The following is an 11,559-nucleotide window of genomic DNA, read 5'->3' as shown; positions in this document are numbered from 1 at the left end:
ATCAATCATCCGGCGATTCTATAAGCTCCGTGTCAGCCGGAGAATCCCCAAACCGCAAAAAATCATTGATTCATTTATTTATCAACAGTCCCTTAAGCCAGCTGCGCCTCCAAGGCCCGGATGATGGCCTCGTTGGACGGGCGGAAGACCGAGGACCAATAGCGCACCAGGCGGCCGTCCTTGCCCAGCAGGTACTTGTGGAAGTTCCAGCGGGGGGCGGCGTCCTCGCCGGCCACGTCGACCAGCCAGTTGAAGAAGGGGTGGGCCTCGGCGCCGACCACCACCTCCTTATCGGCCATGGTGAACTCCACCCCGTAGTTGCGCTGGCAGAAGGCGCCGATTTCCGAAGCCGAGCCCGGCTCCTGCTTGCCGAAATCATTGGACGGCACGCCCAGCACCACCAGGCCCCGGGGGCCGTACTTGGCATGCAAGGCCTGCAGATCCTCATACTGGTTGGTGAAGCGGCAGTTGCTGGCGGTATTGACCACCAGCACCGGCTGGCCGGCATAGGCGGCCAGCGGAACGGCGCCCTTGCCCCCCAGACGCTGGAAGGAGAAGGCGTGGGCGGAAGTGGCGGCGGCGGTCTGCGACTGGGGCAGCATGGGGTGGGCTCCTGGCCGGTGGTCTGGCGTGGGCTGGCGTTCAGGACAGGCGTCAGCGTTAATCGACAATTTAGAATTATTCTAAACTGAGTGTGTCCGTCAAGCGCCGTTTGGGCAAGCGCCGTTTGGGCAAGTGCCGTTGGGGGGCAAAGAACGGGTATGGGCAGGGTTGCGAAACAGCGCAGGCGGGACCAAGGGGTGATAAAAAGGTTGCGCTGAACATGGATCGGCCACATTTCCAAGGTCTAGTCAGCCCGCTGAAAGTCGTCACCCGCATGCGTCGTTCCAAGATGTATTCCATACCCGCCGTGGTTGCCGTAGCCTTTGCAGTGCTGGCGATGCCGGTCCACGCCCAAACGACCGCGCCGCAAGCCATCGGGCCGCAGACCGACGCCGCCCCGTCCGGGGAGCCCCAGGCCGGGACGCAGCAGGCCGCCCCGAAGCCGGTCGCCAAGCCCAAGGCCACCAAGCAGAAGGCGGCCAAGCCGCCACCGGCGCCGGCCGTGCCCGGCCAGTCCACGGAAAGCCAGTCGGGCAAGGCGACCACGCCGCCCGCCTCTGGCGAGTTAGGTGTGCCCACCGTCGGCCGGGCGCCGGCGGCGCCCACACCCAAGGTGGTGCCCGTGCCGGACATGCCCAAGCCCCTGACCAAGCCGGAAGCCACCCCCGTCCCCGGCCATGCGGCGGAGCCGGAGGGCGCAGCCCCGCCCGTCACGACGGACATCCGCCCGCGTGGTACCACCCATGTGGAGAAGGGCACGCCCGCCACCCAGGCCGACCACCAGACGGTACCCTTCACCGCCGGTTCCTCCACCCTGGACAAGAATCAGGAGGCGGCCCTGGTGGCCATCGCCGGACGCCTGGGACAGGACCCCAACCGCCGGCTGGAGATCCGCGGTTTCGCGCCTCTGCCGGCGCTGGACAGGGAGGCCGCCGCCCGGCGCCTGTCCCTGTTCCGCGCCATGGCCGTGCGGGACCGCCTGATGGCCTTGGGCGTGGCCAAGGAACGCCTGGTGATCTACGCCATGGGGTCCGTCAACGGCAATGAGGACGACAAGAACGCCGTGCGCGGGGCCGCTAAAGGCTCGGACCTGCCGGCGGAGGCCTTCGACCGGGTGGAGCTGACCTTCATCCATTGAGCAGTCCCAAGCGGTCCGGGACGGTGGCAGCCGCCCGGGTAAGCCGCGATAGCGATAAAGGAAAAAACGTGTCGCGCCCCACCCCCTATCTCTTCCGCATGTGTGTGTTCCTGGCGGCCATAGCCGCGGTGATGGGGGTGCTCTACCCACAGGTGGAACGGTTCTTCATGGCCAACCCGGCCTTGAACGGCCTGATCCTGGGCGCGCTGGCCATCGGCATCCTTTACATTTTCCGCCAGGCCCTCATGCTGCGGCCGGAGGTGGAATGGCTTGAGACCTTCCGTAGCGGCGGCGCCACCTCCACTCAGCCGCGGTTGCTGGCCCCCATGGCCCATATGCTGGGTGATCGCGGCCGGGGCGGCACTGCGGGCATGAACGGCAGCCGCCTAACCTTGTCGGCCATCGCCACCCGATCCCTGCTGGATGGCGTCAGCGCCCGCCTGGACGAAAGCCGGGAGATCAGCCGCTACCTGATCGGGCTCATGATCTTCCTGGGCCTGTTGGGCACCTTCTGGGGCCTGTTGCAGACCGTCTCCACCATCGGCGGCGTCATCTCCGGCCTCAAGATGGGCAACGGCGACGCGGTCGCCATCTTCTCCGAATTGCAGCAGGGCTTGGCGGCCCCTCTGGCCGGCATGGGTACGGCCTTCAGCGCCAGCCTGTTCGGCCTGGCCGGGTCACTGGTGCTTGGCTTCCTGGAGCTGCAGGCCGGCCAGGCGCAGAACCGCTTCTACATGGATCTGGAGGATTGGCTGGCCGGCTCCACCCGCATCGGTGGCGGCGGCCTGGTGGAGGTGGGCGACCAGCCCGTGCCGGCTTATATCCAGGCCCTGCTGGAGACCACCGCCGAGAACATCGAGAAGCTGCAGTACACGATGGCGCAGGGGGAGGATAACCGCCGCAACGCCAGCAACCACCTGGTGGCGCTGGCTGAACGGCTGGCCACCCTGTCGGACCAGATGAAGGCGGAGCAGCAGCTGATGGTGCGCCTGGCGGAAGGCCAGATGGAGATGCGGCCCGTGCTGCAACGCCTGGCCGACCAGCTGGGACAGGCGGGGTCCTTGGGCGGGGGCGGCCTGGACGATGCCAGCCGCGCCCACCTGCGCAACCTGGACCTCTACCTCGCCCGCCTGGTGGAGGAGGTGGCCACCGGCCGCGTCCAGTCCACCCAGGAAATCCGCACCGAGATCAAGATCCTGACCCGCACCATCGCGGCGCTGGGCGAAGGGGCGGAGCGCTAAGCCATGGCGGGCATCGGCCGGCGGGCCTCGCGCCGCCATCTCGACATCTGGCCCGGCTGGGTGGACGCGCTGTCCTCCCTGGTCATGGTCATCGTCTTCCTGCTGATGGTGTTCGTGCTGTCGCAGTTCGCGCTCACGTCCCTGCTGCACGGCAAGGATGAGGCGCTGGCTCAGCTGAACAGCCGTATCGCGCTGCTGGCCGACCAGCTGGCCATGGAACAGGCGGATAAGGCCAAGCTGGCCGCCGACATGGCGACCCTGACGGAGCAGTTGCAGGCCTCGCTGGCCAAGAACACCCAGTTGCAGGCGGACCTGGACGCGGCCGGCAAGGCCAAGGACGACCTGGCGGCGCAAGTGCAGGCCCTGACCGATGCCGCCGGCGCCAAGCAGGCGGAACTGGACAATGAGAAGAACGTCAGCGCCCAGGCCAAGGCGCAAGTCGATCTGCTGAACCAGCAATTGGCGGCGCTTCGCCAGCAGCTTGCCCAGCTGAACGCGGCGCTGGCGGCGTCTGAGCAGAAGGACAAGGAACAACAGGTCCAGATCGTTGACCTCGGCAAGCGCCTGAACGCCGCCCTGGCCGGCAAGGTGGCGGAACTGGCCCGCTACCGCTCTGAATTCTTCGGCAAGCTGCGCGAGGTGCTGGGCGACCGGCCTGACATCCGCATCGTCGGCGACCGCTTCGTCTTCCAGTCCGAGGTGCTGTTCGACAGCGGCAGTGCTGAGCTGGGCGACCGCGGCCGCAAGCAGCTGGCCAGCCTGGCCAAGACCTTGCTGGACATCTCGAAGAAGTTCCCCAAGGACCTGAACTGGATCCTGCGCGTGGACGGCCATACCGATGCCGTGCCCATCCACACCCCCGCCTTCGCCAGCAACTGGGAACTGTCGTCGGCCCGCGCCACGGCGGTGGTGAAGTTCCTGATCCAGCAGGGTGTGGCGCCAGAGCGCCTGGCCTCCACCGGCTTCGGCGAGTTCCAACCGCTGGAACCGGGCGACACCCCAGACGTCCGCGCCCGCAACCGCCGCATCGAGCTGAAGCTGGACCAGCGGTGAGAGGGGCAGCGGCGTGGGGATCTCACGCCGCTGTAGACCGCGACCGCGGTCGCCGGAGTTTTGTGGGGAGCGTCAGCGGACCGCAAAAGAGGAAGCCCAGCGGCCGGATGGCCGCGCCCGGCGATTGAGGGGCAGCGAACAGCTAGTTCCACACGCCGGCCAGTTCCACCTCTTCCCCGCCCAGGCCGCGCTTGAAGGTGTTGATGCCCTCCACATCCGGTGTCAGGCCGCCCAGGTCGAAGGCGACGCGGCCTTGGGTCTTCAATTCCAGGCAGGCCCGCCACAGCAGCAGGTGGTGGGCGCGGCTGCGGCGGCCCTCAGGGCCGCTCCATCCCACCTGGTAGGTCGCGGCCGCGCCGTGGCCGAAGATCAGCACGCCGGCCACCGGCTCGCCGTCCAACAGGGCGCGCAGGACCAGCACGTCGCCGTCCTTGTGCATGGTGGTGCGCAGGCGGGTCAGCAGCTTGGTCCCGGCGGCGCGGTACTTGCGCTCCTTGCGGTCCGCCTCATGCTTTTCCAGCAGCCAGGGCAGGGTGGCGCCGTCGCGGTCCACCTCCACCACCAGGCCCATCTTCTCGCCCTGGCGCAGCTTGTTGCGCCACTTGGGGTCCAGCCGCGCGCGCAAGGTCGCTTCATCCGGCGTCAGGTCCAGCCAGACGGTGCGGTAGCCGGGGCCGGGCTGGTGGCGCCAGCCGGCCCATTTCAGGGCCGTCGTGGCCAAGGGGCCGGCCGGCAGCTCGGCGATGACGCTGGGCCAGTGCAGCAGGCCGGTGGGATAGGCCTGGCGCAACAGGCGGTAGGCTACGCCCACGATGCCCCAATCCTGTGCCTCCGGCACCAGCAGGGGACCCCGGTGGATCTTGGCGACGCGCACAGCCCGGGCCAGGCGCTTCTCCAGCACCAGCACCAGGCCGATGGGCTGGCCGTCCCGCTCGAAGATGCCCAGGCGCGGCTTCCATCCCTCCACCGTCATCATGGCGGTAGCGTAGCCGAAGCATTGCGTCAGGCTGCTGCGCGGCACCCGCCGCAACAGGGCGTTCCATTCGCTGATGCGGGCGCCGTCCCAGCGCAGGGTGACGTTGGGTGCCGTGCCCGTCGCCTTCGGTTCCGGCTGGGGCGTGGGCTTCACCGGGGGCGGGGTCCTGGATTTTTTGACGGGGGTGGATTTGGCCACGGGACTCGACAGCGGCAGGTTGGAACGGTATGCCGCCCAGCATATCGCTTGTCGTGGAGGGACCACCAGCCATGAAGACCCCGACCCAGCCCTGGTGGCACCCCGACCGTATGGCCCGGCGCACCGCTAACCTGAAGGCGCGCGGCGCCATGACCCGGGCCCTGCGCCGCTGGTTCGAGGATGGCGGCTTTGATGAGGTGGAGACGCCGGCCCTGCAGGTGTCCCCGGGGCTGGAGCCGCACCTGATGGCCTTCGCCACCGAACTGGTGGGCAGCCACCCGGACGACCGGCTGACCCTGCGCCTGCACACCAGCCCCGAATTCACCATGAAGAAGCTGCTGGTGGCGGGCCTGCCGCGCATCTTCCAGCTGGCGCATGTCTACAGGAATGGCGAGCGCTCCCCCACCCACAGCCCGGAATTCACCATGCTGGAGTGGTACCGGGCGGGTGTCGGGTATCGCGACCTGATGAACGACTGCATCGGCCTGACCCGGGCGCTGTGCGCCGCCGCCGGCGTCGACATCCTGCGCCGGGGCGAGCTCACCTGCGATCCGCTGGCGGAGTGGGAGGTGCTGACGGTGCAGGAGGCGTTTCAGCGCCATGTCGGCATCGACCTGCTGGCGACGGCGCCCGATCCCGCCCGGCCCGACGTGACCCTGCTGGCCCAGGCGGCCGCGGCCGTGGGCATCCATGCCCATGCCGGCGACAGCTGGGAGGACCTGTTCTTCCGCATCAGCCTGGATCGGATCGAGCCGCACCTGGGCATGGGGCGCCCGACCTTCCTGACGGACTACCCCGTCTCCATGGCCGCCCTGTCGCGGCCCAAGCCTGAGGATGGCCGCGTGGCGGAGCGGTTTGAGCTGTACGCCTGCGGCGTGGAGCTGGCCAACGCCTTCGGCGAGTTGACGGACGCAGCCGTGCAAAAGGCTCGTTTCGAATCCGATATGGATTTGAAACAGGCGCTGTATGGCGAGCGTTATCCCATCGACGCCGATTTCCTGGCGGCCCTGGAATTCGGCCTGCCCGACTGCGCCGGTATCGCGCTGGGCTTCGACCGCCTGGTCATGCTGGCCACCAACGCCGCCGCCATCGACGACGTGCTGTGGGCGCCGGTGGCCCTGCCGTGAGGTGATTCGACTTGGGGGCCGCTGTGCCGTATAGTGGAGTTGCTCCATGGGCAACGATGGCGACAGGAGGCAGATATGGCGCGTAATGCGACACTGGTGGTCGAGCTTCCTTCCGATGTCACGGCGAGCTTGAGCCGTCTTGCGACCGTGACACGGCGAGGGCAGTCGGCTCTAGCTGCGGATGCGATTACCGACTATGTCGCGCGGGTAGAAGCTGATACCGCCGCTCAATTGTCGGAAGCGGAGTGGCAGGTGGAAAAGGAGCGGCGCAACGCTTTCTTGCGCGAGATATTGAAGGAGGCCCGGCGCCGTTCAACCGGAGAGGCATTTGACGCCGCCCGGAGTCAGGATTTTCTCTATGATAAGGATGGCCTGCCCGGATGATATCCATCGTGGTGGATAGTTCAGCGTTGATCGAAATCGTCGGGGATGGTCCTCGGGCTGATGAATGCGAAGCGTGCCTGGAGCGGGCGGATCAAATGTTCATCAGCGCTGGAACCCTGGCGGAAGCGTTGATCGTTGCGCGGCGTAAAGGGCTTGGGGATCTTTTGGAACTTTTGGCCAGCCGCCAGGCGATGACTGTGGTTCCGATCAGCGCGAACGAAGCGCGCCGTGTTGCCGATGCCTATGATCGCTGGGGGAAAGGCGTGCACCCGGCGGGGCTGAACATGGGCGACTGTTACGCCTATGCCTTGGCGTGGGAGCGCAATTTGCCTCTCCTCTTCGTCGGCGACGACTTTTCCAAGACGGACGTGATCCCGGCGCTATGAGGCGCCGAGTATTCATCACGCCCCCAGCTCTCACGCGTCCGCAATGGCCTTGTTGAAGGCCTTTACCGCCGCGCCTGGCCCTTCCGGGTGATGCCAGACGGACGAGACCACGGCCAGGAAGTCGGCGCCGGCGCGCACTATGTCGCCACAATTTTCCGGCGTGATGCCGCCGATGGCGACGCAGGGGATTTCCATCATCTCCTGCCACCAGGTCAGCAGGTCGGGCGTGGCCCGATGCTCCGTCTCCTTGGTGCCGGTGGGGAAGAAGGCGCCGAAGGCGACGTAGTCCGCCCCGTCCTCGCCCGCCACCATCGCCAGGTGTCGGCTGTCATGGCAGGTGACACCGACGATGGCATCGGCACCCATGATCTTGCGCGCCTCGCGATAGGGCGTGTCGGTCTGGCCGACGTGCACGCCGTCGCAGCCCGTCTCGCGGGCCAGGCGGGGATGGTCGTTCAGGATGAAGGCCACCTCGCGGCTTTGCGCCACCGGGCGCAGCACGTCGATGGCGCGACGCACGGTATCGTCGTCCACATCCTTCAGGCGCAGTTGGACGCAGGCGACATCGCCTGCGTCCAGGGCTGCGGCCAGTTCAACGGCGAACGCCGCCGGCTCCAGGGCCGGCGGCGTCACCAGGTACAGACGGCAGTCAGCCTTCAAAAACTTATTCCTTGCCCTGGTAGATGCGAACGATCCGGTCCAGCAGGGCCAGCGCGTCCTCGCGGCTGCGCTGGAAGCTGTTGCGGCCGATGATGGAACCGTTGCCGCCGCCGTCACGGATGGCGCGGGCGTCGTCGAACACCGCGTCCTCACCCTTGGCGGCACCGCCGGAGAAGACCACCAGGCGCTTGCCGTTGAAGGCGGAGCGCATGACGTCGGCGACGCGCTCGGCCTGGGTGGACCGGGCGATGCCCTTGGCCTCGTAGACCTTCTTGGACTCCTTGTTGCCCAGATGGTCGGTGGCCAGCTTCACCTTGATGATGTGGGCGCCCAGCAACGCCGCCATGTGGGCGGCATAGGTGCTGATGTCGATTGCCAACTCGGCGTCCTTGTCCAGGTCGCCGCCACGCGGGTAGGACCACAGCACGGTGGCCAGGCCGCAGGCCTTGGCCTCGGCGGACAGTTCGCGGAACTCCTCGAACTGATCGAACATGGCATCGGAGCCGGGGTAGATGGTGAAGCCGATGGCGGAGCAGCCCAGGCGCAGGGCGTCGGCCACGGTGGCGGTCACCGCCTGGTCCGGCGCGTCGCCGCCGCGCGACAGGCTGTTGGAGCTGTTCATCTTCAGGATGGTGGGGATGGCGCCGGCGAAGGTGGCGGCGCCCTGCTCCAGCATGCCCAGGGGGGCGGCGTAGGCGTTCAGGCCGGCATCGATGGCCAGCTGGAAATGATAGTGCGGGTCGTAAGCCGGCGGGTTGGGCGCGAAGCTGCGCGCGGGGCCGTGCTCAAAGCCCTGGTCGACGGGCAGGATGACCATCTTGCCGGTGCCGCCCAGGCGGCCTTCCATCAGGATGCGGGCCAGGTTGGCCTTGGTGCCGGGATTGTCGCTCTCGTACCAGGAAAGGATTTCCTTAACGCGGCGGGTCAGCTTCATGGTTACGGTATCCCCGAGTCTGTTTTGAGTGTTTGTGTTTATTGTACGCGTGATGCCGGGTTGATATCCCAGCATCGGGTGCTTGGCAATCTGCCCCAGGGTCGGGGCGAGATCATGGCAGATTTCCGCCAAAAGCGGCGGGCGACTAGTGATCTTCCTGGGGCCGCGCGCCGCGTTATTGCGGGTTGCCACCCGCCCCCTTGTTTTTCGCGTGGCCGGCCGCCACCCGGTTGCGGCCGGCCCGCTTGGCGGCGTACAGGCCATGGTCCGCCCGGTCCAGCAGCTCTTTCAGCGGCAGGGTGGGGACGCCTGCCGCCACGCCGATGCTGACCGTCACGGCGATGACGCCCGCCCCCTCGATTTCATAGGGCGTATCACCCACGGCCTGGCGCAACCGCTCCGCCACCGCCAGGGCTGTCGTCTCGTCCGCGTCCGGCATGAACAGGGCCAACTCCTCCCCGCCCAAGCGGGCGAAGACGTCGGTCTTGCGCAGCAGGGCGCGGATGCGGGCCACCACGGCCAGCAGCACCTCGTCCCCCGCGCTGTGGCCCAGCGTGTCGTTCACCTGCTTGAAGTGGTCGATATCCATCATCAACAGGGCGGCGGGCGTGCCCATCGGCCGGGCCAGGGTCAGCGCCGCCTCCGCCAGTTCCATGAAATGGCGGCGGTTGTGGATTTCCGTCAGCGGGTCGCGGTTGGCCAAGTCCTTCAGCCGCTCGTTCGCGGCCAGCAGATCCCGGGTCTGGCGGGCGACCTGCTCCTCCAACACGGCGCGGCGGCGGCGCAGGTAGGCGGTGCGGACCTGCACCAGGGCCACGACACCAGCCAGCGCCAGCGCGACGGCGGCCAGTTTGGCCCACAGTGTCTGCCACCAGGCGGGTTGCACCTTGATGGACACCTTGACCGGGGTGGACCAGTCGCCCGCCCGGTCGCCCGCCTTGATCAGCAGGGTGTAGCGGCCCGGCGGCAGGTTGGTATAGGCGGCCATGCGCTGAGTGGCATCGGCTTCCGTCCAATTCTCGTCGAAGCCGCTCAGCGTGTAGGCGTAGCGCACGTCCTCCGGCGCCGTGTAGTCCAGGGCCGCGAAGGAGATCTCCACGCTGCGGTCGCCCGGGGCCAGGCGGATGGGCGCCGGCGCCGCCATGGTGCCGGTGGGCACCGCCCGGCCGGCGACGCGCACGGCGGTGACCACCACCGGGGGCCGCTCGGTTCTCGGCTTGAAACGATCGGGATGCACCACGGTCGCGCCGCCGCCGCCGCCGAAGATCAGGCTGCCGTCCGGCAGGGCGGCGCCGGAATGAATCCAATAGGCCGGGATGGCGACGCCATCGGCCCGCCCCAATGACCGGGTGGCCCAGGTGTCGGGATCGATGACGGCCAGGCCGTCGGCCGTGCTGGCCCACACCCGGCCGCCGCCGTCCATCAGAAGGGTTCCGATGTTGTCGTTGGGCAGGCCGTCGGCCATGGTCAGGCGCCGGAAGACGCCCCGGGGATGGTCCGGGCCCGCCGGTTGCTCCAGCACGCCGATGCCCCCACCCAGGGTCCCCAGCCATAGCCGGCCATGGCGATCCGTCATCAGGGTGGTGATCAGGTCCCCCGGGTAGGGAGTGGGGGTCGGCCGGATCGTGCAGATAATGGCTGAAGGCACGGGTGGCCCCATCCATGCGGTCCAGGCCGCGCCGCGTGCCCACCCACAGGCCGCCGGCGCCATCCGGCAGGATGACGTTGACGCTGTCATCGACCAGCGAGGCCGGGTCGTCGGGGCTATGCCGGAACACCGTCGCCTCGCCCGTCGCGGGGGTGTAGCGCACCAGGGGGCCGGCCGCGAACCACAGGACGTCGCCCTCCGGCAGGCCATAGATCATCGGGCTGACCACCTGGCCGGGGAAGGCATGCTGCACCAGCTGGCCGGTGGGGGGATCATGGCGGAACAGGGCGCGCCCCGTGCCGGCCCCCAGCCAGACCCCGCCATCCGGCGCACCGGTGATGCTGACCACGCCACCCGGCGGCAGGTCGGCCACGTGGGGCAGCGGCGTGACCACGCCGGCGGCCGGATCCAGCAGGGCGGCGCCGTGATCCTTGAAGCCCATCCAGGCCCGGCCGTCCGGGGTGGTGGTGATGCCCAGGACGTTCGCGTCGGGCAGGCCGCCCGCGCTTGAGTCGGGCAGCAGGGTGTCGACGGCGTCGGCGCGCAGGTCGGTGCGGCTGACACCCACGTTGGTGGCCGCCCACAGCAAGCCCGTGCGGTCGCGCATCAACGCGTGGACGCTGTCGTCCCCCAGGCTGGTGGGGGTCAGGGGATTATGACGCAGGGTGCGCAGCGCACCGGTGGCGGCGTCGATGATGGTGATGCCGCCGGCCACCCGACCCACCCAGATTTCGCCCGGCCGCCCCTCGGTCAGGCAGAACACCAGCGGACCGCCCAGGGCCTGGGGGCTGGCCTCCGGCACCAGGCGGGCGGGCCCCCAGGCAGAGGCGGAGACGGGCAGGACCCGGCCCAGGCCGGAGCGCACGGTGGCGAACCACACCCGTCCGGCGCTGTCCTGGGTCAGGGCGACGACCTCGTCCGTCACCGCCTGGTCATGGGCGTCCATCAGGGGGATGGGGGTGAAGGCGGCGGCGCCGGGGCCCCGGCGCATCAGGCCGGTGACGGTGCTGACCCACAGGCTGCCGTCATTGGTGCGCAGCAGGGCGCGAACGCGGTCGCCGGGGGCGGAGGTGGCGTCCCCGTCGCGGTGCGCCTCCCGCGTCACCGTGCCAGCGGCATCCACATGTTCCAGCCCCGAGTTGGTGCCCGCCCACACGCCGTCGCCGCCATCACCGACCATGCTCAGCACGCCGCCGCGCGCGGGCAGGCCC

The 11,559-nt window shown here is 68.6% G+C and carries 12 protein-coding genes; 7 read left to right on the top strand and 5 right to left on the bottom strand.

The window, feature by feature from the left end; translation table 11 throughout:
* Nucleotides 1–92: 92 nt before the first annotated feature.
* Nucleotides 93–602, bottom strand: a complete 510-nt coding sequence (locus FBZ89_RS26325; protein ID WP_145753594.1) for a glutathione peroxidase — start codon at nt 600–602, stop codon at nt 93–95.
* A 275-nt stretch (nt 603–877) separates the two neighbouring features.
* On the opposite strand from FBZ89_RS26325, the gene FBZ89_RS26320 reads away from it, so the two are divergent.
* From FBZ89_RS26320 to FBZ89_RS26310, 3 genes are all read left to right on the top strand, one after another.
* Nucleotides 878–1,741 carry an OmpA family protein gene (locus FBZ89_RS26320; RefSeq protein WP_145753592.1) on the top strand — a complete coding sequence of 288 codons (864 nt, stop codon included), beginning with the start codon at nt 878–880 and terminating at the stop codon, nt 1,739–1,741.
* A 68-nt stretch (nt 1,742–1,809) separates the two neighbouring features.
* Nucleotides 1,810–2,982, top strand: a complete 1,173-nt coding sequence (locus FBZ89_RS26315) for a flagellar motor protein MotA (protein WP_145753590.1) — start codon at nt 1,810–1,812, stop codon at nt 2,980–2,982.
* A 3-nt stretch (nt 2,983–2,985) separates the two neighbouring features.
* Complete coding sequence (locus tag FBZ89_RS26310; protein WP_145753588.1) at nt 2,986–4,035, top strand: peptidoglycan -binding protein; 1,050 nt, start codon at nt 2,986–2,988, stop codon at nt 4,033–4,035.
* 142 nt (nt 4,036–4,177) lie between these two features.
* Here FBZ89_RS26310 and FBZ89_RS26305 read toward each other — a convergent pair whose 3' ends face one another.
* The gene (locus FBZ89_RS26305; RefSeq protein WP_246172596.1) at nt 4,178–5,164 is read right to left on the bottom strand and encodes a lipid II:glycine glycyltransferase FemX; all 987 of its coding nucleotides are present in this window, start codon (nt 5,162–5,164) and stop codon (nt 4,178–4,180) included.
* A gap of 116 nt (nt 5,165–5,280) precedes the next feature.
* Between FBZ89_RS26305 and epmA the strand changes: the two genes are divergently transcribed.
* The 3 genes from epmA (at nt 5,281) to FBZ89_RS26290 (ending at nt 7,106) form a co-directional block, all read left to right on the top strand.
* Nucleotides 5,281–6,336, top strand: a complete 1,056-nt coding sequence (epmA, locus tag FBZ89_RS26300; RefSeq protein ID WP_145753585.1) for an EF-P lysine aminoacylase EpmA — start codon at nt 5,281–5,283, stop codon at nt 6,334–6,336.
* A gap of 75 nt (nt 6,337–6,411) precedes the next feature.
* Entirely contained in the window at nt 6,412–6,720 is a 309-nt protein-coding gene (locus tag FBZ89_RS26295; RefSeq protein WP_145753583.1) for a hypothetical protein, read from the top strand.
* Nucleotides 6,717–7,106: a type II toxin-antitoxin system VapC family toxin gene (locus tag FBZ89_RS26290; RefSeq protein ID WP_145753581.1), complete on the top strand. Its 390-nt coding sequence runs from the start codon at nt 6,717–6,719 to the stop codon at nt 7,104–7,106. The genes FBZ89_RS26295 and FBZ89_RS26290 overlap by 4 nt, the downstream gene beginning before the upstream one ends.
* Nucleotides 7,107–7,136: 30 nt before the next feature.
* On the opposite strand, the gene thiE is transcribed toward FBZ89_RS26290, so the two are convergent.
* The 3 genes from thiE to FBZ89_RS26275 form a co-directional block, all read right to left on the bottom strand.
* Nucleotides 7,137–7,766: a thiamine phosphate synthase gene (gene thiE, locus FBZ89_RS26285; RefSeq protein ID WP_145753579.1), complete on the bottom strand. Its 630-nt coding sequence runs from the start codon at nt 7,764–7,766 to the stop codon at nt 7,137–7,139.
* A 4-nt stretch (nt 7,767–7,770) separates the two neighbouring features.
* Nucleotides 7,771–8,700 (bottom strand): class I fructose-bisphosphate aldolase, encoded by a 930-nt coding sequence (locus FBZ89_RS26280; protein WP_004271867.1) that lies wholly within the window; start codon nt 8,698–8,700, stop codon nt 7,771–7,773.
* Between the two features lie 175 nt (nt 8,701–8,875).
* Nucleotides 8,876–10,348 carry a GGDEF domain-containing protein gene (locus tag FBZ89_RS26275; RefSeq protein WP_186457591.1) on the bottom strand — a complete coding sequence of 491 codons (1,473 nt, stop codon included), beginning with the start codon at nt 10,346–10,348 and terminating at the stop codon, nt 8,876–8,878.
* A 244-nt stretch (nt 10,349–10,592) separates the two neighbouring features.
* On the opposite strand from FBZ89_RS26275, the gene FBZ89_RS26270 reads away from it, so the two are divergent.
* Nucleotides 10,593–10,859, top strand: a complete 267-nt coding sequence (locus tag FBZ89_RS26270; RefSeq protein WP_145753576.1) for a hypothetical protein — start codon at nt 10,593–10,595, stop codon at nt 10,857–10,859.
* Nucleotides 10,860–11,559: the final 700 nt, after the last annotated feature.

Origin of the sequence: Nitrospirillum amazonense (assembly GCF_007828045.1) — a bacterium.
In the GTDB taxonomy this organism is placed as follows: domain Bacteria; phylum Pseudomonadota; class Alphaproteobacteria; order Azospirillales; family Azospirillaceae; genus Nitrospirillum; species Nitrospirillum amazonense_C.
Note: the sequence above shows the minus strand (reverse complement) of the source record. Positions and strands in the feature narration are given on the sequence as shown.

Excerpts from the sequence above, each read along its gene's own strand:
- FBZ89_RS26325 (WP_145753594.1), bottom strand. The coding sequence starts at position 602 with ATGCTGCCCCAGTCGCAGACCGCCGCCGCCACTTCCGCCCACGCCTTC.
- FBZ89_RS26320 (WP_145753592.1), top strand. The coding sequence starts at position 878 with ATGCGTCGTTCCAAGATGTATTCCATACCCGCCGTGGTTGCCGTAGCC.
- FBZ89_RS26310 (WP_145753588.1), top strand. The coding sequence starts at position 2,986 with ATGGCGGGCATCGGCCGGCGGGCCTCGCGCCGCCATCTCGACATCTGG.
- epmA (WP_145753585.1), top strand. The coding sequence starts at position 5,281 with ATGAAGACCCCGACCCAGCCCTGGTGGCACCCCGACCGTATGGCCCGG.
- FBZ89_RS26295 (WP_145753583.1), top strand. The coding sequence starts at position 6,412 with ATGGCGCGTAATGCGACACTGGTGGTCGAGCTTCCTTCCGATGTCACG.
- FBZ89_RS26290 (WP_145753581.1), top strand. The coding sequence starts at position 6,717 with ATGATATCCATCGTGGTGGATAGTTCAGCGTTGATCGAAATCGTCGGG.
- FBZ89_RS26280 (WP_004271867.1), bottom strand. The coding sequence starts at position 8,700 with ATGAAGCTGACCCGCCGCGTTAAGGAAATCCTTTCCTGGTACGAGAGC.
- FBZ89_RS26270 (WP_145753576.1), top strand. The coding sequence starts at position 10,593 with ATGCTGCACCAGCTGGCCGGTGGGGGGATCATGGCGGAACAGGGCGCG.